Genomic DNA, 25,803 nt, shown 5'->3' with positions numbered 1-25,803 from the left:
ATCATATTAAACGATTTTCATCAAACAATTTTAAACTTTTAAACGATTTTAAACAAAATATTAAACAAAATTTTTCAAATGATACAAACCGTAATTTTCGACATGGATGGTGTAATTGTAGATACAGAACTCGTACACCGTTATGCTTATTACAAACAATTTGGCGAACTGAATATTGTGGTTCCAGAGGAAATGTACACTTCTTTTACAGGATTATCGACTCGCAATACTTTTCAAAAATTGAAAGAGCATTTCCAGTTGGAACACGAAGTGGAAGATTTGATTTTGAGAAAAAGATCTATTTTTAATGATGCTTTCGATAGTAAAGAAGACTTAGCTTTGTTGGAAGGAGTAGAGAATTTAATTAAAGATTTTCACCAAAATGGAATGCAATTGATTGTGGCTTCATCAGCTTCAAAAGTGACGATTGACAGAGTTTTTCGCCGTTTTGATCTGCACCAATATTTTTCGCATATCGTAAGTGGTGAAGATTTCCCAAAATCAAAACCACATCCTGCTATTTTCCTCCATGCGGCTTCCTTATCAATTGCGCCAAAAGAAAACTGCATCGTTATTGAGGACAGTACCAATGGTGTCAAAGCGGCCAAAGCTGCTGGCATTTTTTGTGTAGGATATAATAGCTTTCATTCCAAAGATCAGGATTTGTCACTGGCTGATGTTGTTGTGAATCATTTTGATGAATTGAACTTTGAGAAAGTGTCACAGTACTAATGAGTTTATAAATTAAACATATATCGAATTTCAAAACAGTAGAACATGCTTTTAAAAAAAAGATATTTTACTTTTTGGAGTATTATTTTTTGATTTTCCATGATAGTAGGTTTTTATAAAGTTGACTATTGTTAAAATTAATCACGTCATTATTAATTAAATTTGATTTAATTACAATACAAACTTAAACTTGAACCTCTTTTCTGTTGTTACATAATTTTTTATAAAGCTTATATGATTTATTAGTTTGCTGTTGGGTTGCTTTTTTTGTTTTTGCAGAGATGGAATTTAAAGAAAACAGTATAATAACTATTTTTTGAATTAAGGAAATATTAACATTTAAAGCTTTTTGAATTTGTAAATTTGAGGAAACACTTAAACCAATAATAATGAAAAAAATACTTTTTGTTTTAGCATTTATTATAGCGCCCTTTATCACTGAGGCTCAATTGAAAACTCCTCAAGCCAGTCCTAAAGCGACTGTTTTTCAAACAGTTGGGTTGACGGATGTAGAAATAGTTTATTGCAGACCAGCAGCAAGAGGAAGAGCGGTATTTGGAAATTTAGTTCCTTTTGGAAAAGTTTGGAGAACAGGTGCCAATGAAAATACAACTATATCTTTTAGCGAAGATGTAGTAATTGATGGTAAAACTTTGCCTAAAGGAAAATACTCTTTGTATACAATCCCTAAAATAGAAAGCTGGGAAGTAATTTTTTATTCTACCACAAACAATTGGGGAAATCCTGAAGTTTGGAACGAGGCTAATGTAGTATTGAGAACTACGGTAAAAGAAGATGCATTGCAAAAATCAGTAGAGTCTTTCACAATTGGTATTGGTAACTTGACTGCAGATACTGCTACCTTGGATATGGCTTGCGAAAACTCTTCTGTTTCAATGAAATTTACGGTTCCTACTCAAAAAGAAGTATTAGCAAATATTGAAAAAGTATTGGCGGGACCAACATCTGCTGATTATTTTTCAGCCGCGCAATACCTTTATCAGTCAAATGGTGATAACGCAAAAGCAATGTCTTACATGGATAAAGCTATGGAATTGAGTACTGAAAAACCGTATTGGTACACTCGCCAAAAATCATTGATTCAAGCAAGAGCAGGAGACAAAAAAGGTGCTATTGAAACCGCAAATCTATCTCTTGTAGCTGCAGAAGCTGCAAAAAATCAAGATTACGTAAAAATGAATAGAGAAAGTATTGCGGAGTGGAGTAAAAAATAAGGCTCACCAAACAGCATTCGGACTAATTATTATATTAAAAATCCCGTTTCGTCTATAGGGCGAAACGGGATTTTTTAATAAACTGTTTTATTATTTTGATATTAATTTACACCATCACATAAGGTTTTTAGAGTAATTGAATAATCTGGATTTAAGGGTTCGTTGGTTTGTGCTAATCTTTGAGAACCTGTATTTGCCGGACATGCAATGTCATTGGTTGCATCATAAATAAGACTTTTCCCTTTTAGACTAATGATAAGTTCTTTGGGAACATAAATTTGAACTTTGGTAACTGAATAACCTGAAGGAATATATCGAACGTAATAACCATCAGGATGCAATGTCCAAATACCACTAGGATAATCTGTTCTTGGCGGTGCAAAACCAGCAAGAATGGCATACTTTTCCATTTCTTGATAGGTATAGTTTCCAGAGGTTATTAAGCCACGAATGTTGTTTTCGGCCTCAAATACAGTTTGTACACTTTCGGGTAGTTTTGCTTTGGCTTGATTGATAACATCATCGGGTAAAAAACCGAGAGCACCATCTTCCAGTTGCATTAATTGTTTTTTGGTTAGTAGGGTTACAGCGGTCAGTTTTACTTCAGTACTAAAATCAATGAATTTTGTTTTGGCAATGATTGCCCACAGTAAAATTTGGATGTCATGTTGGTGTATTTCAGGATGATTTTCAGCACTTTTTAGTATGGCTGTAACAATTTCTTTTTTGGATCCGTTGGTAGGTGCGTACATATAGCCATCTCCTTTTGATGGTGCAAATGTTCCTGCGTGCAAACAATAACTTTTATTGGTCATTTCATAATAGCCGGCACAAAGCACAAATCCTCCATTGGGTGCTTTAGGCAATAGATATAATGGTTGAGCGACTTCTAATTTGAAAAAATTAGGCATTTGTGAGCCCTCTTTATTTACATCTTCAAAAGCGGTTGTTATGGCTGCAGGTTTTTTGAATAGCTTATCAATGCCAAGGCTAGAAGCTCCTAGTTTTAATAAATCGGTTGAAATACCAAATTGAGCATAAGTAGTATTACTGCAAAATAATTGAAAAAACAGGGCTAAGCAAATAAGTTTTATTGATTTCATTATTAAATGGTTGGTTATAATTTACGTGCCAAATTTAGATTTTTTTAAATTATATTTTAGTATTATTTGTATTATTTTTTTTATAAATAATTTAAAAAAATATTGTAATGTGTTGTATTTTAGAGAAACACTGCAGTGCTTCTCTACAGATGATTATACTAAAAATCCCGAATCGTGTAGAAACGGGATTTATTCGATATTGATTGTATTATAAATAATTTTATGGCGTTATATTTTCTGCCAATGTTGTTTGTTCTTCGGTTTTGAATATTGTAGTTTGCAACATATAAGATAATACAATAGTGAGGAGGGCTCCTATAAAATTGAGCCATAAATAGCCTAGTTTTTCTGCACCGCTCGGATAAATGAAGTTGGTGAAATAGTATATAATAAAAATGGCTATTTGACTAATTATTGCACTGTAGTAAATTGATTTTCCGCGTATTTTTTTGGTATAAAAACCAACCAGAAAAATCCCTAAAACAGTACCGTAAAATATAGAACCAATGATGTTTACGAGTTGGATTAGATTTTCAAAAAGCGTGGCAATGCAGGCAAATGCAATAGCAATGATTCCCCACATTAGTGTGAAAAGTTTTGAAGCATTCAGATAATGTTTTTCAGTTTTTTCTTCTTTGACATTGCGTTTGTAAATATCAATGGCTGTTGTTGATGCCAATGCATTTAGTCCGGATGCGGTAGAAGACATCGCTGCTGAAATGATTACCGCCAGTAATAAACCAATTAGACCTTTGGGCAAATAGTGGAGTATGAAATAGAAAAAGACATAATCTTTATCATTTGTTTCGGCTTTGTTATCTGCTTTTGAAATAATCTCTCTGGCTTTGGCTCTTAATTCTTTTTCTTTGAGTGCCAAATCGACCAACTCTTTTCGAAGGGTAGGATTGTCATAATCCTGATTGAGCTGATCTATGTACAATAGATTTACGACTTTTTCATCTTCAGATAATTTGTTTAAATCTTTTTGTAAATTTTGATATTCGCCTTTGTATTTTGAATTTTCAACTGTTATTTTATTGTTTGGGTTAAAGTTCAAAGGCGTTTCATTGAATTGAAAAAAAACGAAAACCATTACTCCAGTTAGTAAAATCAAGAATTGCATAGGTACTTTTAAAAGTCCGTTCATGATTAATCCCATTTGGCTTTCGCGAACGGATTTTCCAGACAAATAGCGGCCAACCTGTGATTGATCGGTTCCAAAATAGGCTAAGGCAAGAAAGAAACCACCTGTAATTCCGCTCCAAAAAGTGTATTTTTCATCTAAATCAAAAGAAAAATTCACGATATTCATTTTCTGATTGGCTCCTGCAATATGCATAGCATTGTCAAAAGTCATATCATTAGGCAGATAATCGAGAATAAGAAAAAAAGTAATCAGCATCCCAGATAAAATCACGAACATTTGTTGTTTTTGAGTGACATTTACAGCTTTTGTTCCTCCCGAAAAGGTGTAAATAATAACCAAAATACCGATAATGATATTCATGTACGTAAGATTCCAACCCAATAGTGCCGACAAAATTATAGAGGGAGCATAAATGGTAATTCCGGTTCCTAAACCTCTTTGGACCAAAAACAAAACTGCGGCTAATGAGCGCGTTTTTAGGTCAAATCTTTTTTCTAAATACTCATAAGCAGTATAGACTTTGTATTTGTGATAAATAGGTATAAAAGTGAGGCATATTACTACCATTGCAATTGGTAATCCAAAATAGAATTGCACAAATCCCATTCCGTCATGATAAGCCTGTCCTGGAGTCGAAAGGAAAGTAATGGCGCTGGCCTGTGTTGCCATAACCGAGAGTCCTACAGTAAACCATGGAGTTTCGTTGCTGCCCAGAATGTAATCTTCAACGTTTTTACTGCCCCGTGTTTTCCAAGCTCCATAAATTACGATAAATAATAGTGTTATTATCAGTACAATCCAGTCAAATAATTGCATAGGTTAAGAGTATAATTTCATAATTAAATAAAAAACAATGATAAACAGGGCATTGGCAACCAGGACTAAGGTATAGTCTTTTGACCAGATTTTAGGTTTTTTTGAATCCATGTTTTTTGTTTTTAAGGTTTCATTTTTTGGTTAGGAATACTTACGGAAGATTTTATCGAAATCATATTCGATAACAATTTATAGGCTCCGGGAACTCCTTCCGGTAATTCTCTAAAAAGACTCAGACCTGTATAAATATAATTTCCTTTTCCGTACGGAGCAATTAACAAAGCGCCATTCTTTGGACTTTCTCCTTTGTCGTTTGAGGACAGAATAGGAGTGAAGGCTTTGTCAAACTCTTTTGGATAATACAATCCCTGTTCCTGTTTCCATCCTTTAAAATCACTTTGGGTAATTGTATTTGGATAATTCAATGCAGGATGATTGGGGGCAAGAAAACGGACTTCAGCATTTTCTTCAGTTACTCGATCGTTAGAAATTGTCAATGGATAAGGAGCAATTTTTGATGTTATTAAATCCCTATTAGTGTTGTATTGTACAATCATTGTTTTTCCGCCTTTTACAAAATCAAATAAAATATCCTGTTTGTTTGCCAATGCGTCAATAGTATTGTAAGCACGCACACCAGTCATGACAACATCAAAAGTGTCAAGTCTCTCTGGTGTTATTTCTTCTGGTTTTAGGAGGGTCACTTTGTAACCCATTTGAGTCAAACTTTTTGGGACTTCGTCACCTGCTCCCATGATATAGGCAATTTTTTCCTCATTGGTTTTCAAATCAAATCGGATGCACTTTACCTCAGAAGTTTTTAAAATCTGCTGTTTTGTAATATGGTCATAATTAATGTTGATTTGCTCTTTATCAAATGGAACTCCATCAATAGTTGCTATGCTTTTTCCAACAATTTCGCTCATTTGTGCTGGAGGCGAAACTTCAAAATAAACGGTTTGTTCCATTCCTTTTTTATCCAATTGAAAAGGTATAGATTGGGGAGAAACTTTCCAATCTTTTGATAAATCCAATTTTAAATTTCCTTTAAGGTCATTTTTTCCCGCCTTTATCGTTACGCCAACATATTTAGGTTTGGTATCAGGAAAAAGCAATACTTTATCTTGAATTGTCGTAGTAACTTCGGGAACAATATCCAAAAAATTATACATTTCACCTTTTACATCATCATTGTATTTGTAAACGATAATTCTTTCAAATGGGATTTCAATACCGTTAATTTTTATATTAAAAATCACTTTAGCTTCTCTAATAATATCAGGAATTCCAATGTTTTTTTGATCTTCTACAGTGTACAATCCTACTGTTCCTTTTTCTTTTAACCAATAAGGTTGCGTATAGTTTATTGATTGAGGTAATTGTAAATCTAGAGCACTGTTTTGTAGTGTGTTGTTTTTTAGATCGGTGTTCAAAACCGTAGTTTTTTGGTCGGGTAGAGTCGTAACACTTGCTAATTGCATGGCTATTGGACTTCTATTTATAGCTTCCAAATTCAGTTTTACAACACTTCCAGGAGTTGCTTCTTGGGAGTTGGAAACAGCTTCCAAATACAAACCGGAACAAGCTGCGATGATTTTTTTTATTTCTTCAGATTTTACTATTTTCCAATGATTTTCATCCAAGGCTTGAATCATAGTATATGCTTTTATTAAGTTTGGAATACTAGCCGAAGGATTTTTAAAATCATATTGATTGGCAATAACGGTAATCAATTCGCCAATTGCTTTTCCGCCTTTTACACGGTTCCAACTCGTATCGATTCCTTCAAAAAGTGATGATTTGTCTTTTAAGGGTTCACCTTTTAGAAATTCCAGATATTCGGTGTCTTCACCACGAGTTCCGGTACTTCCAAATCCTTGTGATTTATGACTACTGCGACTTAAAGCCGCTATTTCCTGATTGGATTTCCCCAGCGTAGGGTAGTAAACACCAGTTGGAATTGCAACTAAATTGGATTTATTGGCTGCATCAAATTTTTCTTTGCTGCCATAAAACCACCAAGAAGTATTAAAAAAAACACGTTTGGGTTGCCAAGGTTGTACAAGTTGTAATTGTTCCGGAAAAGAAGCAGGATTATTGGCCAAATCAAAACCTTCTGCACTCAGCATTGCCGAGGAGGTGTGATGTCCATGAGTAGTTCCTGGCGAACGATGGTCAAAGCGATTGATGATGACATCTGGCTGGAATTTGCGAATCGTCCAAACAAGGTCTGCCAATACTTTTTCTTTATCCCAAATCTGTAATGTTTCTTCTGGGTTTTTGGAATAACCAAAGTCATTGGCTCTGGAAAAAAATTGTTCGCCACCATCGATTTTTCTTGCTTCAAGAAGTTCTTGTGTTCTTATGACACCAAGTAGTTCCCGTAATTGTGGACCAATTAAGTTTTGACCACCATCTCCTCTGGTTAATGATAAATAGCCAGTTCTCGCATGAATTTCATTAGCCATAAATGAAATTAAACGGGTGTTTTCGTCATCAGGATGTGCGGCGATATAAAGTACAGTCCCCAGAAAATTAAGCTTCTGAATTTGATTATAGATTTCTGCTGAATTCGGTTTTTGAGGCTTTTGAGCGTATGTTATCTGTATAGAAAGGACTAAAACTAAAAATGATTTAAAAAAAAGCTTTCGCATATAACAAGATTTATTATTTCTAAAAAAAATAGAATTGTAAGTATTAGTTCAAGTCCAAAAATACTAATTAAATAATGGGAATATTTAGCTATAATTCCAAAAGTTATGTTAATGTTTGATATTTATTAGGACAATTTTTAAAAAATATGCGACTTAAAGATTAACAAATTTGATATAAAAAATTAGTTTTCTATGTCAATTATTTAAAATTAGAATGCTAAATTTGAGAATGTTATAATGAAAATATTCATTAGAATTTGAAATTGTCCCTTTGTCTACAATTAACCTAACCAGAATGAATATGCAATACGAGGAAGATGTTTTGAAAAATGGTTTTGAGCAAATAACGATTGTTCAACCCGATGATTTTGAAGGCAAAGTTACCACTACGCTAATCCGAAAAAGAGGTTCTTCAAAAGCTACTAAAGCCATTTTATGTATTCATGGTTTTAATGATTATTTTTTTCAAGATGTTATAGCTGAAGAATTTTTAAAGAAAGACTATCATTTTTATGCCTTGGATTTAAGGAAATACGGGCGATCTATTCTGCAAAATCATAAGGCAAATAATGTGAGAGACTTATCCGAATATTATGAAGATATTGACAGTGCTTTGGCTATTATTAGAGAAGAGGGAAGTCAAAAAATAGTATTGTACGGTCATTCAACAGGTGGATTGATTATAACTTTATATGCTTCGGATCGAAAAGAGAAGGCACTTTTTGATGTATTGATATGCAATAGTCCTTTCTATGATTTTAATGTGCCTTGGATTCAAAAGAAAACAGTTATTCCTGTGCTTTCCTTTTTGGGGAGATTAAATCCAAATATTACTTTGCCCATCGGATTTTCAAAATTTTATGGTAAAAGTTTGCACAAGCATGATTTTGGGGAATGGGATTACAATTTACAATGGAAACCCCACGTTGCGCCTTCAATCAATGCGGGATGGATAAACGCAATACATGATGGGCATTTGAAAATTGCAAATGGGATTTCAGTTCATAAACCGATTTTAATTTTGCATTCTATTAAATCAGTAAATCCAAAGCATTGGGATGAAGAAATGTTTGAGGGAGATGCTATTTTGAATGTAAATGACATTACCGAAAAAGCAAAATTTATTGATTCTCCCCATAAAGAAGTTATTGGCTTCAGAAATGCTATACACGATTTGGTATTGTCCAGAAAGCCAGTACGGGATATTGTCTTTAAAACTATATTCGAGTGGTTGGATAAGTATTCGAAAAATTAATTAATTTCTTTAAAAATAAAAAAAGCTGCAAACATTTTGATCTGTTGCAGCTTTTTGAATTTTATGAGAAAGATTATTTTTTTAATTTATTTTCAGTATCAGTGTAGTTTCCTGTTATTGAAATATTGGAGGCTTTATTTACTTTACCATAGATTGTGATTGATGAACCAGAACCTATGAATTCAATGTTTGAATTACTATTTAAAGTCAAATCTCCCCATATCACTACAGAACCTTCAATTTGTAATGTTGCATTACTATTAACTGTTAAAACAGTTGGGTTTGCTTGTTGGTATTTTCCTTGACTCAATGAGCCATTCATTATGAATTTTCCTTTGCTGTTTATAGTAAGATTGTTTTGAACTGAGATAGAACCACAATGTGTAAGAACTGAATTTGAATTTATGATGATTGAATTTATGGCTGTAGAACCATAAAAACCTTTAGTTTCGTTTGAGTTTAAAATCAAATCAGTCCCTAAATTATAAGCAGGAAGTCCTGTGCATGAATTTACTGTTGGAGCAGATGGTTTTTCCATTTTGATGATTTTCAATCCGCCTTTACCACTGGCAACATAAATATAATCACCGCTTGTTTTTACATAATTAGCAGATCCATTGATTCCTACAGTTCCGACTAGAGTTAATTGATCTCCTGTTTTGTATACATTAAGTCCATTTCCTCCATTAGCGACAAAAACATAATCTCCATTTACTGATACAGCATTAGTAACCACATCATCAGGTTCTGTTGTTGCAGCTGGAGTTAATGAAATAGTTTGAATTTTGGTTCCCGTAGTCATGTTGTAAACTCCTAGTCCTTGATACCCTTCAGATACCAATACTTTATCGCCTACGAAATCAATTGTTCTTTTGGCGCCTTCAGCATCATCTTTCCAAGAAGAAAAAGATTTTATCAATTCTAAGTTGGAGGCGTTATAAATGTTAATTCCTTTTGTACCGCTTAACGTTATTACCTTATCGTTATTGATAGCAACCGTTCTTAGATCTTCTATTGCTTTACTGCTTACTATTTCTTTGGTTGAATTGTCAAATTTGAATAAACTTCCTGTATTTCCAGATACGGCAAAATAATTACTAGTATTGGAAGCAATATCTGTGGTTACAAAGCTAGCAATGTCGGTTGTTGTTAAACTGTTGGTAAATGTTCCACTAGAAGTCAATTGCATGTTCATTACAATGGCTGGTGATTCTAATGCAACATTTTTATCTGTATTTGTCGCTCCTGCAATTATTAATTTACCATTGCTATACACTAAGGAAGTAATATCGGTATCTGGAATTAAAGCCGACATCACTAACTTTGGTTTGTATGGATCAGAAACGTCAATCATGTCAATGGCCCCGGAATACTCGCTCCCTTGTAATGTGTAAGCTACATAAGCATAATTACCATTTACTGCAACGTGATTAGCCTGTAACGTCCTTCCTTGACTGTCTTTTGGTGCATTGAATTCAGCAATTTGTGTTAGTGGTAATTGAGCCGATTCGGTAACCAAACTTTTCCTTGTTGATGGATTTACAATCGAGATAACCCCCGAATTGGTTAAATCCAAACGTTGATTTAACTGAGTTTGATTATCATTGATTACAATCGCATTTTTATCTGGATTTATTTCTGTATTGGAATCATCCTGATTTGTACAAGAAGTAATAAAAGCTAAGGTTATGATTGAAAATAATAAAATACGTTTTTTCATGTTTTTGTAAAAGGATTATTGTTTAAAGTTTTAATAAAATTTCCGTCTGAACATTCTTTTAATGCTGAGTTTGAAATGTTTTTATGCTATAACCAATAACTATGCCAAAATCTGATTAAATGCTTTTTTTATCGATTAAATACTTCATTTCTATTATTTTATGTTTTTTTTATAAATAATTTATCACAAAAAAAGAGTGCCGTTTATAGCACTCTTTTTGTTGAATTAACGATATATTGAATTAATGTTTTCCTTTTCCATTATGGCCTTTTTCGCCATGGTTATCGTGGTGATCATTACCATGATGGTCGTTATGATTATCATTATCATGGTGGTCATGATCATCATAACGTACTTGGTACTCACCTCTACTTTTTTGAGGTTTTCCCTTGTAACCTTTGTAGTATTTCACTTTGTGGGTATTGAAATAAGTATAAGGGGTATGACCATGGTAATCAGTCAAAACTACTTTGTAGCCATGGTATAAGTCGTAGTTTCTACAATGGCTTGGTAAATATCTGGAACGAATCCATTTTCCATTTCCAAAGTAAATATACTGTGCCAATCTGATGTCATAGTAAACTTGAATATCCGGTAAATAGTAATACTCCACTTCGTCGTAACCGACAGGTCCCCAAACAGGAACAGGAGCAGGGGCTGGGGGAGGAGGAGGCGTTCCTACATGTACATTTACGTTTGGCGTTCCTATATTTACATCAACAGAAACCTGTGCCTTTGTTGAGCTCACCGTAAAAAACAGGATTGCGATAATAAATAATTTAATTGTTTTCATTGTATTTAAATTTAGAGTTGGGTTTAATTTTAAAAAATAATATTTATTTAACCGTTAATCGGTAAATTCATTATTATTGTTAGTAGGTTTTTTAATAATTGAAATTCCTTTTTGAAAGAATAAGTTGTTAGGATAAATAACTATTTCTCCTTCTTTTGAGCGGATTGTCACGTGAAAAGCACCAATATCTTCTATTTCGCCTTCCACAAGATAATCTTTGTCATGGATTAAGATAACGTCTCCAATTTTGAACGGAAACGAAAAAAATAAAATAATTCCTGATGTAATATTACTCAATATAGACCATTGTGCAAACATTGCTACTCCAATCACCGTTGCAATTGACGAAAGTGTAATGAGAATATCTTTGGCTTGAACTCCCCAAATTAATATTAAGGTGATTAAAGCCAAAATATTGATAAGGATATTAATGTATTTTATAACTAAATTGGTTCTTCGTTCAATAATTTGGCTTGTCTTTGCATATCGTCTCACTAATTTTGAAACAACAGTGCGGGACAAAATGACAATCAAAATCAATACTCCAGTACTTATCTGCTCTTTAAGATATTGATCAAAAAAATCCATTAATTTTTTTATGTTTTTTATAAATTACTCAAATAGTCATATACTTTATCTGTCGGCATTCCCATAACATTGGCATAGGAACCTTCAATTTTTGAAACTCCAATAAATCCAATCCATTCTTGAATTCCATAAGCTCCTGCTTTATCATACGGTTTATAATTTTCCAAATAATAAAGAATAGCTTCATCAGTTAACGCATTGAAGGTAACTTTTGTTGTCTCGTATATCAAATTTGAAGATAAATTTGTCTTGAAACAGACCGAAGTTATTACTTCGTGCGTCGCATTTGATAACGATTTCAATATTTCAAAAGCATCCTGATGGTCCTTAGGTTTACCTAAAGCACAATTTTTGTGCCAAACAATAGTGTCACTCGTGATTAAAATTTCATTGTTTTGCAATTCACCTTCAAAAGCGCTGGCTTTCAGTTGTGCGAGATAGTTAGTGATTTCCTCTGCTTTCAATTCGGGTGGGAAAATTTCTTCGATTTCTTTAAGCCGAATTTCAAAATCCAAGTCCAAATCCTTAAAAAATTGTTGTCTTCTTGGAGAACCGGAAGCTAATATAAGTTTGTAGTTTTTGAGTTTTTCTTTAAGCATGGTGTAAAATATTATAGGTAACAATCGCAATTGAGAACAATCCAGATAAAATAATAAGTTTTAAGACAGTACTCAAATGATGAAAATCCTGGCTCTTTTTGGCATCTACCATTTTTACAGCAAAATAAATTAATGGAGCTACAATACCTATTAAGGCATATATTGTTGCTAAGTATAAATCGAATGCAAAAAAGTAGTTTTTGATGTAGAATATTACCATAACCAATGGAATCAAACTCAAAGCTAACACTAATTTTGATGTTCTGCTGATGCCTAAAGCAATGGGTAATGTATTCATTCCCTGATTGTAATCGCCATTCACATCTTCGAGATCTTTTACAATTTCTCTAATAAAATTAATGACAAAGGCAAATATTGCATAGTCCAAAAGGATAGAAAACAAGTCGGCCATAATGATTCGGTTTCCAGGATTGATAACTGGTAATAGGTCGAAAATCCCAATTATCAGTACGCTGAAAGCCAACAAAGATGCCACAATAAAGTTTCCTATAAGTAAAATTTGTTTCAAGCTGGTCGCATAAAGATACAAGGTTGCCGAAATAATAATAAAAATAGCCGCAAACCCTGGTTTCGCAATTACATTTGATAAATAGAATCCAGCGCCAACTCCCAAAACGGTACAAACAAAATAAACATTGTAAGCATTGGTTTCGGATATGCTTTTTCCAACAACAACCTGATTGGGTTTGTTGTCATTGTCGGTTGCCTGATCCATAATGTTATTGATGACATAACCCCCAGCAGCAATCATAACCGTTGCAAATACCAATAAAAAGTATTGCCAGTCATTAAGTGCCAAAGGAATATTTTGGTAATTTAAAAAGGCATATCGAAAAAGCAATTGCATCAAAGCAAGCATCAACAGGTTTTGGTAACGTATTAATTTGAGGTATTTCATGTTCAATATTTGGTTTTGGGGTATGAGTTATGAGTTACGAATTCACAGAAATCTAAAATCTGCAGTCTTAATTCTTAATTCTGCAATCTAAAATCTTAATCAAGTTTCCCGTCAAAATAAGCCATCCATTTTCCTTGCACTTTCATCACTTGTTCAATCACATCACGAGCGGCACCTTTTCCTCCTTTTATGTGAGAAATATAGCTCGAAACAGCTTTGATTTCGGGACTTGCGTCTTGTGGGCAAGTAGGCAATCCTACCAATTTCATTACGTGATAATCGGGGATATCGTCACCCATGTATAAAACTTGTTCCGGATTGATTCCATAAACATCAGTATATTCTTTGAACGTTTTCACTTTATCTGGAGTACCCAAATGGATATCGGTAATTCCTAAATTGCGAAGTCTCACGCGAACACCTTCGTTACTTCCGCCCGAAATAATGCAAACATGGTAACCACTTTCTATAGCTGCTTTCATGGCATAACCGTCGCGGATGCTCATCGTTCTAAGCATCTCTCCTTCATTGGTAACAAAAACAGAACCGTCCGTTAGTACGCCATCTACGTCAAATACAAACGTAGTAATATCATTCATTATTTCTTTATAGCTTTTTGCCATGATTTTGTATAGATTGGGTTAATATTTTATAAATAGTGGATTGATTTTCATTTGACAAAAAAGATTCATGTGCTTCAATTGTCGAAATATCATTGCGTTTGGCTGGACCAGTTTGGGCATCTTTTGGCGAAAGCGTCAAGAGTTTCTCGGCAGTTTCCAGAATCAATGGTTTCAAGATATCGAAAGGAACATGATTCTCTTGGCAAATATCGTTCCCTAATTGATACAAATAATTAGTGAAGTTGTTGACAAAAACAGCGGCCACATGCAACGCTTTTCGTTGGTGGGAATCGATTTTATAAACATTATCAGAAATGGATTTCGCTACTTTTTCCAATAGTATATAATCGTTTTCAAACTGTGTTTCCAAGCAAAAAGGGATAGTTTTAAAATCAATTGCTTTCCCTTTGGTGAAAGTCTGTAACGGATAAAAAACGCCTTTTCGATTCTTGTCATTTAGCGATGTCAAAGGTGCGCTTCCCGATGTATGGACGACCAAGCGATTTTCAAAAGGCAATTGAGATGAAACGCTGGCAATCGCATCATCAGAAACGGCAATGATGTACAAATCGGCTTCCACCAAAGCATTCCAATCATTGGTAATTTTATTGGAATCGAGATTGGGACTAATATCTTTTTGAGTTCTTGAAAAAACCTGAATGATTTCGACCACATTGTTTTTTGCGAAAGCGTCAATCAGGTGTTGCGCTACATTTCCGGAACCGATAATCGTTATTTTAATCATTTGGCAAAATTAGCAAAAAAAATGAAGTGTTGGTTTCAATTTTTTAATCTCACAATAACTGGCATATGTATGGTTTATTGCTTTTTCTCTAAAAAAAGACGCTTAATTTTGGATTAAATTAACAATTGGGTCCTTAAAGAAGTGGACATTTTTGAGTACTTTTGCGACACTTTATTAAACGAAATTTACTCCCAAATGGATAAAAAATTATTCTCTGTCCTATTTTCTACCCGATTGATGGCTTTATTATTCTTGACTTTTGCAATTGCAATGGGAACAGGAACTTTTATCGAAAGCAAATACAATACCGATACAGCTCGAATTTTAGTTTATAATACCTGGTGGTTCGAAGCTATCATGGGATTTTTCATGATTAACTTCATTGGAAATATCAAGCGCTATCAGTTGCTTAAAAAAGAGAAATGGGCGACTTTAATTCTGCATTTGGCTTTTATATTTATCATAGCGGGTGCTTTTATTACGCGTTACATCAGTTTTGAAGGAATGATGCCGATTCGCGAAGGCGCTGCAGAGAATCAGTTTTATTCGGATAAAACATTTCTGACTCTTTTTGTTGATGGAGAATACAAAGGGGAAATGAAGCGTAGGGTTTTTGAGAAGCCTCTTTTATTGTCACCAGTTACCGACAATGATTTTAAGATGACGGGTGATTTTGCAGGAAATCCGTTTGAGGTGCACTATAAAAATTTTATTATGGGTGCCAAAGAATACGTTAAGCCCGATCCAAAAGGCAGCTTATACTTTAAATTGGTCGAAGCTGGAGCCGGAGGCCGTGAAGAACATTTCTTGAAATCGGGCGAAGTGCAAAACATTCACAATGTACTTTTTGCCTTGAATAAATTTACTGAGGGAGCAATCAATATCAATACCACAGGAGAAAGTTACACGATTCAAATGCCTTTTGAAGGAGATTTTATGCGAATGGCTGACAAACTACAAGGAAAAGTGGTGAAAGATGTTGTGCAGCCTTTGATGATGCGTTCATTGTATAGCATTGGAGATATTCGTTTTGTTTTTCCAGAGCCTGCAGTTACGGGAGTAATTGACTATGAATCCAAAAATGATTTTAAAGAAAAGAATCATGAGGATGCTCTTATAGTTAGGCTTTCTGCCAATGGAAAAGAGGAAATAGTGACGTTAATTGGTTCCAAAGGGAAAACTGGGGATTCTAAAACAGTTAAAATTGGGGCGAATGAATATACGTTTTTCTATGGAAGCAAAGCTTATGTCTTGCCATTTAAGATTAAACTAAATGATTTTATTGCTCAAAAATATCCAGGAACTGAGAAAAGCTATTCTTCTTTTGAAAGCCAAGTTACTGTTCAGGATTCGACAAAACCGTTTGATGCCAGAATTTACATGAATCATGTATTGGATCATGAGGGTTATCGCTTTTTTCAATCTTCATTTGATCCAGACGAAAAAGGAACAGTATTATCTGTAAATCACGATTATTGGGGAACAACAATTACTTATTTAGGATACTTTTTACTGTTTTTTAGTATGATGGCTATTATGTTTACCAAGCATTCCCGTTTTGCCGATTTGAAAAGAAAATTAGATGTTGTGAAAGATAAAAAAGCAAAATTAATCACGATTTTGGTATTGTTTATGAGCCTAACCGGTTTTGCACAAGAACATAATCATGATCATTCAAATGAAAAGGCAGGAGATTCACATGCTGAAAACACGGGGCACGTTAGGATAAAACCAACGCAAAAACAATTGGATTCGGTATTGACAGCTTATACCGTTACGCCGGAACATGCAGCAAAGTTTGGTAGATTGATTATTCAGGATGCCGGCGGTAGAATGAAACCAATCAATACTTTCTCATCTGAATTGTTACGAAAAGTAAGCCATTCCGATACTTATAACGGAATGAATTCGGATCAGGTATTTTTGTCAATGACACAAAGTGCACAATTGTGGATTGAAATTCCGCTTATCTATATTAAATCCGGAAACGACAGTATCCGTAAGATTATCGGAATTGATTCCAAAGATAAATACGCGCCTTTTATTTCTTTCTTTGACGAAAAGGGGAATTATAAATTATCGCCATATCTTGATGCGGCCTACAAAGCCGGGAATCCAAATCAGTTTGAGAAAGATTTTGTTGAAACGGATAAGAAAGTAAACTTGATGGAATCTGCCTTGAGCGGAAGCATCTTGAGAATTTTTCCAATACCAAATGATCCAGGCAATAAATGGATTTCGTATTTAGAATTGGAACATGCTGGTTTGAAAGGAATGGATTCTACGTACACTAAAAGTATATTGCCACTTTATTTTGGAACCTTAAGTCATGCCATCGAATCCAAAAATTATAAAACTGCAGATGATTTACTGGAAAGCATCAACGGTTTTCAAAAGAAATTTGGAAGTAAAGTAAGGCCAAGTGACGATAAAATTAATCTTGAAATCGCATATAACAAGTACGATTTGCTTCAAAAGTTGCCTTACGCTTACTTATTTGGGGCAATATTGATGCTGTTCTTTACTATTCTTAAAATCTTTAAGGAGTCCAAAGTTTTGAATGTTTTAGTGAATTCAATGCATATTTTTATTGCGGTGCTTTTCGTATTGCATACCATTACATTGTGTGCTCGCTGGTATATTTCGGGACATGCACCTTGGAGTAATGCTTACGAAGCTATTGTATATGTGGCTTGGGCAACAATGTTCTTTGGATTGGCTTTTGATATTAAATCGAAATTGACTGTGGCTTCGGCGGCGTTTGTAACTGCAATGATACTTACGGCAGCTTATGCAAACTGGATTGATCCAGAAATTGCAAACTTGCAGCCTGTTCTTAATTCGTATTGGTTAATGATTCACGTTGCAGTTATTGTTGCAAGTTATGGACCATTTGCTTTGGGAATGATACTTGGTTTTGTGTCACTTCTTTTAATCTTTTTTACGAATGAAAAGAACAAAACGAAAATGGATTTGAATATTAAAGAAATCACGTACATCAACGAAATGTCACTGACAATAGGTCTGATTATGTTAACCATTGGAAACTTCCTTGGGGGACAATGGGCCAATGAAAGTTGGGGACGTTACTGGGGTTGGGATCCAAAAGAAACTTGGGCATTAATCAGTATTATGGTATATGCATTTGTGATTCATGCTCGATTTGTACCTTCTTTAAGAGGTAAATGGACTTTCAATTTAATGAGTATGTTTGCTTTTATATCTATTTTGTTTACTTATTATGGGGTAAACTTCCATTTGGTGGGATTACATTCCTATGCAAGCGGTGAAGCCCATTCATTGAGTTGGATTTGGTATTCTTTAGGCACAATATCTTTAATCGGAGCTATTACATATCCAAAATACAGAAAGTTTTATAAGAAGTAATTTTTAGAACTAATTTATATTCTAGTAAGGTTCGGCATCGTGTTGGACCTTATTTTTTTGTTTCATGTCAAAATGGTTATTTATTTTTTTTTAAAATAATACAAAACTTACGTTTAATTAAAAAAATGGTATTTTGTAGATATAATTTGCTTTTAAATGAATTTTGGCACGGTGTTTGAAAAGTTAGTCATAGATAGTTCTATGACTCCAAGATATTGTAGATTAGGTTGGTAGGTTGGTTTACATTCAAATATCTATAGAATTATCGATTACAATTAGTTAGTAAGATGCTCCTTTATGGAGCATCTTTTTTATACAATATAACGAAATTGTAGAAGCCACTTTCGCATATTTTATTTTGACTAGACTGACACAAGATTAGCTAATCGATTATTTTTAAAAAAAGGGGTTTCAAAATATTTTATTGAAATATTAATCTTATATTTTGTTTAAAATTATGTATTTTGTAGATTTTATTTGCCTTTAATTGAGTTTTGGCACAGTGTTTGAAATAACGATTATAGATGATTTTATTAGGTTTGGTTATCCTAAGTGTTTATAGGTTAGTAAGTTGGTTTTTACAGAGTATCTATAAAAGTTATCGGTTACAGTTAGTTAGTAAGATGCTCCAATAGGAGCATCTTTTTTTTACTATTAAAACTATTAAATCAATCTAGAAGATTTCGGATGCTATTTTGGAATTTGAATACAATGAATTTATTGAATACACTATTGATAATGATATTCAAAAGATCAAATTTTAAGTTGATATGTATTTCAAATAAAGTAATGTTAAACTTATTTTTAATATAAAATAATGTATTTCAAAGGTTTAATTTGTTTTTAATTGAGGTTTTGGCATAGAGTTTGTAATCTGTTAATAGATGATTTGATTAGATTTTACAAATTTTAAATTTGAGAGGTTAGGTTTAAAGTTAGTTTAAATGGGGAAAATCTAATAATGGTTGGTTGTTATTTAGTTAGTTAGAAAAATGCTCCCAAAAGGAGCATTTTTTTTTTTTATTTTGTTGAAAACAATTCAACTGATAAAATTAAAATTACACTTTTCCTAAAGTATATAATTGATCCATTGTTGGACTTAAGCTTCCTCCGGCGGGTTCTAATGTAATACCAAAAGCTTCTGCGTAGTCTGCATTTTCAACTGCAAATATTTTTTGATTATTACTATCGAAATTCTCTAATAGCCCAATACTTGTCGGAGTTAAAGGATTCATTTTTAAAGCCCAAACTTGATAAACCATTCCTTTTGGTGGTTCAGGTAATCCTGCGGCATCCACATAAACAATTTTGGTTTCTTTATTCCAATAAACTTTCGCAAATGACTTAGGATTTACTGCCTGTCCGCTAAGGGCCACTACCGTATTTTTTTGATCTCTAATTACTGCCAGACTAGTTTCGGCTGCTTTATTTTTTTGATCTAAAAGGTTTAATTCTTTAGCTAGTTTCTCTTTTTCATTACCAATAGATACAATTTGGTTGTTAGTTTGTCCCAGTTTTTGGTATTGATAACCAATTCCAATCAATAATACTATTGCAGCTGCCCAGCCCATATATGTGGACCAATTTCTTGGTTTCATTTGGATAACACCCGAATGTTTCAGTTCGAGTTTGGCTTTTATCTTTTCAAAATTGGAAACCGAATGGAAAGGAGAAAAGCTTGACGATAATGCAACAATTCCTTTTTCAATAGCAATGATTTCATCGTTTACTTCAGGATGATTTTTAGCCATAGTACTGACTTCTAAGTTTTCGGCTTCACTGAGTAAACCGTACACATAAAGTTCTAAAATGCCTGATTCTATATATTCTTTTGTATCCATTATAATTTCAAATAAAGTCTTAAATCGTTAATACAATTTCTATTTTGTGTTTTGACAGTTCCAAGGGGAATGGCCAATTCCTCTGAAGCTTCCTGTTGGGTGTATCCTTTAAAAAAAAGTAAATCTATAATTTGAATACATTTTGGTTTTAGCTTTTTGACAAATTCCTGAATCCCAATTGTATCAATTTTATTGACCAGTTTATTGCTGTCGTCTAATAGATGTACGAAATTATCAGAAGAAAGGTTTTTTTGACTGTCATTAAAATTTTTGGATCTCAATTTATCTATTGATGTGTTTCGGGCGATATTGAGAATCCAAGTATAGAACCTCCCTTTACTTTCGTTATAGGAATCGATATTTTTCCATATTTTGACAAAAACTTCTTGGAGTACATCTTCAGCTTCTTCTCTATTTTTTACCAACACGTTAATTACCGAAAATAGACTTTTGGAGTACATATCATAGAGATAGGTAAATGCTTTTTCATCTTTCTGGTGAATTAAAACTAACAATTCATCTTGAGTCATATTATCTTTTTTAGTGGTTACAAACATATACAATTACATTAATAAATAGCAGATTATATTTCTTAATGCAACAACTTTATTTTTTTTAAATAAAATTATGATTTTATTTTGTTTTTAAATAACTGTAAATCAGATACATGAAGAATATTTTAATTTTTTATTCACTTTTTTAAAACCAAAACGCATCCAATCCCGTAAATGCTTTTATAACTATTTAAATTATAACAAAATGAAAAAAACAAAAATGATTTTAGGTCTGTCGCTAGTGGTGATCTCAGGCTTAATTTTAGTAGCAGCGGATCACATTGATGCTCCAGGAACTTCAAGTGGTGATGCGGGTGACATTACAGATGTGTACACTTTCCAGGGTCAAGATGCCAACAATTTGGTTTTTGCTGTAAACACACAAGGACTATTAAGTCCAAATGCAACTGGAGCTGCAACATTTAAAGAAAATGTGATGGTAGAAATTAACATTGACAACACGGGTGACAATGTTGAAGATTTGGTAATTCAAGCGATTAAAAGAGGAGACAAAATGTATTTCTTCGGACCTTATGCTCCTATAACTACAGGAACTTCCAGTACGATTAAAACGAGTGCAGCTTCTGGAGAAGTAGCTATTTCAACTTATGGAGCAATGCCTGTTACAGCTTCGCAAAACGGAATGAAATTTTTTGCAGGACCAAGAGACGATCCATTCTTCTTTGACCTTGGACAATTCAAATCAATTCTAGCAGGAACAGCAACAGGTTTTAATAATCCAGGAACAGACACTTTTGCTGGAACCAATGTACTTTCAATAGTTGTTGAAGTTCCAAAAGCAATGTTAGGTACTTCAAGTACATTAAACATTTGGGCAGAAACCAAGAAAAAACAATAATTAATTTACTATTCCTAAATTTTATAAATATGAAAACAAATAAATTCAAAATTATAACTGTTGCATTAGTTGTCGCTTTTATCTCGGTGAACTGCGATAATAATGACAATAATACTAATGATGGTGTGCAAAGTATGGATTTTTCAGGCACATATGTACAACAAGATCAAATGGCCAGACCAGCAATTAACACAGTTTTTATTGCTTCGGGACAACCAAAAGATGATTTCAATGCGGCTATACCTTCTGCGATGGGAGCCAAATATCAGTCTGTTTTTCAATCTAGGTTGATGGCATTAAATGCTGGTTATACTACCAATGCTTTAGGACAAGATGCTGCTGCATTTACAGGTCTTTTAGCTACAGATGTATTGAATGTTTCTAAAACTGCCAAAACTACTTTCTTTGATGGAACCAATGTTTTAACAGGAAGAGCATTAGCGGATGATGTTATCGATGTAGAGTTATTATTGATTTTTGGTGGGCCAATGGGTACATCAAATGCAGGACTTACTTCAGATCATGTTAATGCAAATGATAAAGCATTTACAGCTTCATTTCCATACTTAGCAGCTGCTTGGTAATATTTTATATAAAAAGCAGAGTGAGTTTTGGACTGCTTGCTCTGCTTTTTTAATTCAAAACGAACAAACAAACAAACAAACAAACAAATTTGGATTATGAAAAATTTAAAGATACTACCATTATTGGCTTTCTTCGTACTATGTATTAGTAGTTGTACCAACAAACCGTCTCAAATAACCAACACTTTGGATTATGAGAAATATCTAAACATAAAAGACAATAAATCTATTGATTTTGCCAATCGGGAGATTAATTTTTGGCAAACAAAAATTGATGCGGCTCCCAACCAAAAGATGTATTTGGGTATGTTAGCCTCAAATTATGGTACTCTTTTTCAATATACGGGAAACATAAAAGATTTATACAAATCCGAAGAATTGCTGACACAATACAATGAAGCTTATAAATATTCTCGTGTGTCGACCATTCGGTCATTGGCACGAAATTATATTTCCCAGCATCGTTTTAAAGAAGCTTTGAATCTTGCCAATAAAGCGTTAGCCATTGGCGAAGCCCGAAAAGAAACCCAAAAATTACTTTTTGATGTGCAAATGGAAGTGGGGAATTATCCTGAAGCTCTGAAAAACCTAAACGCCATTCGTGACATGAATGATTATGATTATTTAATTCGTTTGGCCAAATGGAATGATCATAAAGGCGATTTGAAAACCGCTATTACTTTTATGGAAAAAGCAAGAGACATTGCCATTGCAGATGATGATAAAACTTTGAAAATCTGGTCGTATTCTAATTTAGGTGATTTTTATGGACATGCTGGCAGAATACAGGAATCGTATGATAGTTATTTGAAAACACTGGAAATTGATCCTAATTATTCATATGCCTTGAAAGGTATTGCCTGGATAGTTTTTTCGCACGAAAGAAATACCACCGAAGCGAACAGAATTATTACGGCTATCGCCAAAAAACATGATACACCAGATTTTTATTTATTGAAATCACAAATCGCACAATTCAGTGGAGATAAATCAGAGGAAGTGGCGAATAGAAATGCTTATTTTTCAATGCTCAAAAAGTACAATTACGGAGCGATGTACAATAAATACAATGTTTTGATTTATGCAGATGATAAAACTACCGCTTCAAAAGCGCTCGAAATCGCTAAAGTCGAAATTGATCACCGACCAACACCAGATTCTTATGATTTATTGGCTTGGTCGTATCTAAATTTGGGGCAAAAGAAAAAAGCTTTGGAAATTGCCCAAAAATATGTAGCTGGTAAATCCTTTGAACCTAAAGTACAATATCACTTGGCAATGATTTATAAATCAAATAATATTATCGAAAAAGTAAAGCCAATCAAAGAAGAATTATTGGGAAGCACTTATGAATTAGGGCCTATTTTGGAAAAAAAAGTAAAGCAATTGTAATTTAGAAATGAAAAAATATACACTAATTTTTCTGGTTTTATTTGGTTTAAATGCATTCAGTCAGATTCAAAAAGGGTTTGTTATGGATGAAAATGGAAAACCAATTGAAAATGCAACTATTACCAATCCAAAATCGAATACACATTCACATACTGATGAAACTGGAAATTTTAGTATCGATAAGTCCAATGTAGGAGATGTTCTTAATGTTAGCGCATTGGGATATAAAAAAACGGACTACACTATTATGAATTCTGAAATAAGTATTCTAATGGAAAGTGATAGTTATAAACTGGAGGAAGTTGTTATTCAGTCAAAAATATCAGCAATAAATGTGATTTCAAAAATTGATTTGGAAACGACTCCTGTAAATTCATCGCAGGAAATATTGAGAAAAGTTCCGGGATTGTTTATTGGTCAGCATGCTGGCGGAGGAAAAGCGGAACAGATCTTTTTACGTGGTTTTGATATCGATCACGGAACAGATATCGCGATTAACGTAGATGGTATGCCAGTAAATATGGTTTCGCATGCACACGGGCAAGGATACGCCGATTTGCATTTTGTAATTCCGGAAACAGTCGATAAAATTGATTTTGGAAAAGGAACGTATTACGCAAGTAAAGGTGATTTTGCAACGGCTGGATATGTTGATTTTGGAACAAAAGAAAAACTGGATTTTAGTAGCATTGGGGTGGAAGTTGGACAATTTAATACCTTTAGAACGGTGGGCTTGTTTGATCTTTTGGGAAACAACAAAAAACAAAGTGCCTATATCGCCACTGAATATATTCTTACCGATGGCCCATTTGATTCGCCTCAAAATTTCAACCGAATCAATTTGTTCGGAAAATATTCATTTGTTTTAGAAGATAATAGCCGGTTTTCTATTATTGCTTCTCGCTTCACCAGCAAGTGGGATGCGTCAGGTCAAGTGCCACAACGTTTGGTGGATGATGGAACTATTTCCAGATTTGGATCAGTAGATGATACCGAAGGAGGAGTTACTTCGAGATCTAATTTTAATGTTTCATTCCGCAAACCAATTGATGAAAATACGTTTTTGAAAGCGAATACCTTTTATTCGAATTATAAATTTGAATTGTTTTCGAATTTTACTTTTTTCTTAGAAGATCCTATCAATGGAGATCAGATTAAGCAAAAAGAGGATAGAAATTTATATGGAATCAATGCGGAGCTGAATAAAAACATCAATAAAGAATCGGTTGATTTGTTATTTCAATTGGGTTTTGGCGTTAGAAACGATGCGACAACAGATACTGAATTGTCCCATACGTTGAATAGAAGTACCACTTTGGAAGCAATCAAATTGGGAGATATAGATGAGTCAAATGTTTTTAGTTATTTGAATACAGAGATTCGTTTGGGCAAATGGTTGATCAATCCTGCAGTTCGATTGGATTATTTTAAATTCGGTTATCAGGATAAGTTGGCGGGGAATTACAAGACACAGACAGAGAGTCAAGTAAAAGTGTCCCCAAAATTGAATTTTGTTTATTCACAAAATAATGATTTGCAATTTTATCTTAAAGCCGGAACAGGTTTTCACTCGAATGATGCCAGAGTTGTGATAGCAAATAATGGAAATGAAATTTTGCCAACAGCAATCGGGACAGATATTGGTACAATATGGAAACCTTTTCCCAGGTTAATTGTCAATTCGGCTTTGTGGTATTTGTATTTGCAACAGGAGTTTGTATATGTAGGGGATGCGGGAGTTGTAGAACCAAGTGGAGAAACGAGTAGAGCTGGTTTTGATTTAGGTATTCGTTATCAGTTAAATAATTATTTCTTTTTCAATTTTGATGCTAATTATACGCATGCCAGAAGCATTAATGAACCAAGTGGACAGAATTACATTCCGCTGGCTCCAGGCTTTACCTCGACCGGTGGGTTAAGTTTTCAAAATTGGAAAAAGTTTTCAGGGGGATTACGTTATCGCTATATGAATGACCGCCCAGCCAACGAAGACAATTCGATAGTGGCAAAAGGCTATTTTATAACCGATTTCAATGTCAATTATACTTTCAAAAAAATAGTTTTTGGCGTATCGGTTGAAAATTTATTTAACTCGGAATGGAATGAAACTCAGTTTGCCACAGAATCCAGATTAAAGAACGAAACCGCCAGCGTGGAAGAAATTCATTTTACACCAGGAACGCCATTTTTCTTGAAAATTGGAGTTATCTATAAATTTTAGTCCTAATTTAATTTGTTTGTTTGAAAACCCAGAAGC

20 protein-coding genes are annotated in these 25,803 nt (G+C 33.6%); 8 read left to right on the top strand and 12 right to left on the bottom strand.

From position 1 onward, the window contains the following. Nucleotides 1–78: 78 nt before the first annotated feature. Together HQN62_RS12785 and HQN62_RS12780 are read left to right on the top strand one after the other, a co-directional pair. On the top strand, nt 79–732 hold the full coding sequence (locus HQN62_RS12785; protein WP_173504647.1) for an HAD family hydrolase: 654 nt from the start codon (nt 79–81) through the stop codon (nt 730–732). Between the two features lie 389 nt (nt 733–1,121). Then, complete coding sequence (locus HQN62_RS12780; RefSeq protein WP_173504646.1) at nt 1,122–1,967, top strand: DUF2911 domain-containing protein; 846 nt, start codon at nt 1,122–1,124, stop codon at nt 1,965–1,967. Nucleotides 1,968–2,068: 101 nt separating this feature from the next. On the opposite strand, the gene HQN62_RS12775 is transcribed toward HQN62_RS12780, so the two are convergent. The 3 genes from HQN62_RS12775 to HQN62_RS12765 form a co-directional block, all read right to left on the bottom strand. Then, a complete protein-coding gene (locus HQN62_RS12775) occupies nt 2,069–3,070 on the bottom strand; it encodes a hypothetical protein (protein ID WP_116797961.1) in 1,002 nt (333 codons plus the stop codon). A 220-nt stretch (nt 3,071–3,290) separates the two neighbouring features. Further along, a complete protein-coding gene (locus tag HQN62_RS12770) occupies nt 3,291–5,033 on the bottom strand; it encodes a sodium:solute symporter family transporter (protein ID WP_173504645.1) in 1,743 nt (580 codons plus the stop codon). Nucleotides 5,034–5,155: 122 nt separating this feature from the next. Next, nucleotides 5,156–7,687 carry a PIG-L family deacetylase gene (locus HQN62_RS12765; protein WP_173504644.1) on the bottom strand — a complete coding sequence of 844 codons (2,532 nt, stop codon included), beginning with the start codon at nt 7,685–7,687 and terminating at the stop codon, nt 5,156–5,158. Between the two features lie 271 nt (nt 7,688–7,958). On the opposite strand from HQN62_RS12765, the gene HQN62_RS12760 reads away from it, so the two are divergent. Then, nucleotides 7,959–8,942: an alpha/beta hydrolase gene (locus tag HQN62_RS12760; protein ID WP_217362490.1), complete on the top strand. Its 984-nt coding sequence runs from the start codon at nt 7,959–7,961 to the stop codon at nt 8,940–8,942. Nucleotides 8,943–9,015: 73 nt separating this feature from the next. Here HQN62_RS12760 and HQN62_RS12755 read toward each other — a convergent pair whose 3' ends face one another. The 7 genes from HQN62_RS12755 to HQN62_RS12725 form a co-directional block, all read right to left on the bottom strand. After that, the gene (locus HQN62_RS12755; RefSeq protein WP_173504643.1) at nt 9,016–10,662 is read right to left on the bottom strand and encodes an LVIVD repeat-containing protein; all 1,647 of its coding nucleotides are present in this window, start codon (nt 10,660–10,662) and stop codon (nt 9,016–9,018) included. 241 nt (nt 10,663–10,903) lie between these two features. Then, nucleotides 10,904–11,455 (bottom strand): hypothetical protein, encoded by a 552-nt coding sequence (locus tag HQN62_RS12750; protein ID WP_173504642.1) that lies wholly within the window; start codon nt 11,453–11,455, stop codon nt 10,904–10,906. A gap of 54 nt (nt 11,456–11,509) precedes the next feature. Further along, nucleotides 11,510–12,043: a mechanosensitive ion channel domain-containing protein gene (locus HQN62_RS12745; protein WP_173504641.1), complete on the bottom strand. Its 534-nt coding sequence runs from the start codon at nt 12,041–12,043 to the stop codon at nt 11,510–11,512. A gap of 17 nt (nt 12,044–12,060) precedes the next feature. After that, entirely contained in the window at nt 12,061–12,642 is a 582-nt protein-coding gene (locus tag HQN62_RS12740; protein ID WP_173504640.1) for a Maf-like protein, read from the bottom strand. Then, nucleotides 12,635–13,561 carry a geranylgeranylglycerol-phosphate geranylgeranyltransferase gene (locus HQN62_RS12735; protein WP_173504639.1) on the bottom strand — a complete coding sequence of 309 codons (927 nt, stop codon included), beginning with the start codon at nt 13,559–13,561 and terminating at the stop codon, nt 12,635–12,637. Before HQN62_RS12735 ends, HQN62_RS12740 begins: the two co-directional genes overlap by 8 nt. A gap of 95 nt (nt 13,562–13,656) precedes the next feature. Beyond that, the gene (locus tag HQN62_RS12730) at nt 13,657–14,184 is read right to left on the bottom strand and encodes a KdsC family phosphatase (protein ID WP_116797970.1); all 528 of its coding nucleotides are present in this window, start codon (nt 14,182–14,184) and stop codon (nt 13,657–13,659) included. Continuing rightward, nucleotides 14,168–14,929: a Rossmann-like and DUF2520 domain-containing protein gene (locus HQN62_RS12725; RefSeq protein WP_173504638.1), complete on the bottom strand. Its 762-nt coding sequence runs from the start codon at nt 14,927–14,929 to the stop codon at nt 14,168–14,170. The genes HQN62_RS12730 and HQN62_RS12725 overlap by 17 nt, the downstream gene beginning before the upstream one ends. Nucleotides 14,930–15,124: 195 nt before the next feature. Between HQN62_RS12725 and HQN62_RS12720 the strand changes: the two genes are divergently transcribed. Beyond that, a complete protein-coding gene (locus HQN62_RS12720; protein ID WP_173504637.1) occupies nt 15,125–18,316 on the top strand; it encodes a cytochrome c biogenesis protein CcsA in 3,192 nt (1,063 codons plus the stop codon). A 1,058-nt stretch (nt 18,317–19,374) separates the two neighbouring features. On the opposite strand, the gene HQN62_RS12715 is transcribed toward HQN62_RS12720, so the two are convergent. Together HQN62_RS12715 and HQN62_RS12710 are read right to left on the bottom strand one after the other, a co-directional pair. After that, nucleotides 19,375–20,157: an anti-sigma factor gene (locus HQN62_RS12715; protein ID WP_173504636.1), complete on the bottom strand. Its 783-nt coding sequence runs from the start codon at nt 20,155–20,157 to the stop codon at nt 19,375–19,377. Next, nucleotides 20,157–20,687, bottom strand: a complete 531-nt coding sequence (locus tag HQN62_RS12710) for an RNA polymerase sigma factor (protein WP_116764335.1) — start codon at nt 20,685–20,687, stop codon at nt 20,157–20,159. Before HQN62_RS12710 ends, HQN62_RS12715 begins: the two co-directional genes overlap by 1 nt. A 229-nt stretch (nt 20,688–20,916) precedes the next feature. On the opposite strand from HQN62_RS12710, the gene HQN62_RS12705 reads away from it, so the two are divergent. The 4 genes from HQN62_RS12705 to HQN62_RS12690 all read left to right on the top strand — a co-directional run bounded on the left by HQN62_RS12705 (nt 20,917) and on the right by HQN62_RS12690 (nt 25,767). Continuing rightward, complete coding sequence (locus HQN62_RS12705) at nt 20,917–21,570, top strand: DUF4331 family protein (protein WP_173504635.1); 654 nt, start codon at nt 20,917–20,919, stop codon at nt 21,568–21,570. A 29-nt stretch (nt 21,571–21,599) separates the two neighbouring features. Further along, nucleotides 21,600–22,154, top strand: coding sequence for a DUF4331 family protein (locus HQN62_RS12700; protein ID WP_116797975.1), 555 nt, complete (start codon nt 21,600–21,602; stop codon nt 22,152–22,154). A 96-nt stretch (nt 22,155–22,250) separates the two neighbouring features. Next, complete coding sequence (locus HQN62_RS12695) at nt 22,251–23,546, top strand: tetratricopeptide repeat protein (protein ID WP_173504634.1); 1,296 nt, start codon at nt 22,251–22,253, stop codon at nt 23,544–23,546. A gap of 7 nt (nt 23,547–23,553) precedes the next feature. After that, a complete protein-coding gene (locus tag HQN62_RS12690; protein ID WP_173504633.1) occupies nt 23,554–25,767 on the top strand; it encodes a TonB-dependent receptor in 2,214 nt (737 codons plus the stop codon). Nucleotides 25,768–25,803: the final 36 nt, after the last annotated feature.

It is taken from the genome of Flavobacterium sp. M31R6, from assembly GCF_013284035.1.
In the GTDB taxonomy this organism is placed as follows: Bacteria; Bacteroidota; Bacteroidia; order Flavobacteriales; family Flavobacteriaceae; genus Flavobacterium.
Note: the sequence above shows the minus strand (reverse complement) of the source record. Positions and strands in the feature narration are given on the sequence as shown.

What these genes read in the sequence shown, in the direction of transcription:
- HQN62_RS12770 (WP_173504645.1), bottom strand. Translation starts at nt 5,033, where the DNA reads ATGCAATTATTTGACTGGATTGTACTGATAATAACACTATTATTTATC.
- HQN62_RS12735 (WP_173504639.1), bottom strand. Translation starts at nt 13,561, where the DNA reads ATGAAATACCTCAAATTAATACGTTACCAAAACCTGTTGATGCTTGCT.
- HQN62_RS12780 (WP_173504646.1), top strand. Translation starts at nt 1,122, where the DNA reads ATGAAAAAAATACTTTTTGTTTTAGCATTTATTATAGCGCCCTTTATC.
- HQN62_RS12710 (WP_116764335.1), bottom strand. Translation starts at nt 20,687, where the DNA reads ATGACTCAAGATGAATTGTTAGTTTTAATTCACCAGAAAGATGAAAAA.
- HQN62_RS12745 (WP_173504641.1), bottom strand. Translation starts at nt 12,043, where the DNA reads ATGGATTTTTTTGATCAATATCTTAAAGAGCAGATAAGTACTGGAGTA.
- HQN62_RS12695 (WP_173504634.1), top strand. Translation starts at nt 22,251, where the DNA reads ATGAAAAATTTAAAGATACTACCATTATTGGCTTTCTTCGTACTATGT.
- HQN62_RS12725 (WP_173504638.1), bottom strand. Translation starts at nt 14,929, where the DNA reads ATGATTAAAATAACGATTATCGGTTCCGGAAATGTAGCGCAACACCTG.
- HQN62_RS12690 (WP_173504633.1), top strand. Translation starts at nt 23,554, where the DNA reads ATGAAAAAATATACACTAATTTTTCTGGTTTTATTTGGTTTAAATGCA.
- HQN62_RS12700 (WP_116797975.1), top strand. Translation starts at nt 21,600, where the DNA reads ATGAAAACAAATAAATTCAAAATTATAACTGTTGCATTAGTTGTCGCT.
- HQN62_RS12720 (WP_173504637.1), top strand. Translation starts at nt 15,125, where the DNA reads ATGGATAAAAAATTATTCTCTGTCCTATTTTCTACCCGATTGATGGCT.
- HQN62_RS12705 (WP_173504635.1), top strand. Translation starts at nt 20,917, where the DNA reads ATGAAAAAAACAAAAATGATTTTAGGTCTGTCGCTAGTGGTGATCTCA.
- HQN62_RS12785 (WP_173504647.1), top strand. Translation starts at nt 79, where the DNA reads ATGATACAAACCGTAATTTTCGACATGGATGGTGTAATTGTAGATACA.
- HQN62_RS12730 (WP_116797970.1), bottom strand. Translation starts at nt 14,184, where the DNA reads ATGGCAAAAAGCTATAAAGAAATAATGAATGATATTACTACGTTTGTA.
- HQN62_RS12755 (WP_173504643.1), bottom strand. Translation starts at nt 10,662, where the DNA reads ATGAAAAAACGTATTTTATTATTTTCAATCATAACCTTAGCTTTTATT.
- HQN62_RS12715 (WP_173504636.1), bottom strand. Translation starts at nt 20,157, where the DNA reads ATGGATACAAAAGAATATATAGAATCAGGCATTTTAGAACTTTATGTG.
- HQN62_RS12775 (WP_116797961.1), bottom strand. Translation starts at nt 3,070, where the DNA reads ATGAAATCAATAAAACTTATTTGCTTAGCCCTGTTTTTTCAATTATTT.
- HQN62_RS12765 (WP_173504644.1), bottom strand. Translation starts at nt 7,687, where the DNA reads ATGCGAAAGCTTTTTTTTAAATCATTTTTAGTTTTAGTCCTTTCTATA.
- HQN62_RS12750 (WP_173504642.1), bottom strand. Translation starts at nt 11,455, where the DNA reads ATGAAAACAATTAAATTATTTATTATCGCAATCCTGTTTTTTACGGTG.
- HQN62_RS12740 (WP_173504640.1), bottom strand. Translation starts at nt 12,642, where the DNA reads ATGCTTAAAGAAAAACTCAAAAACTACAAACTTATATTAGCTTCCGGT.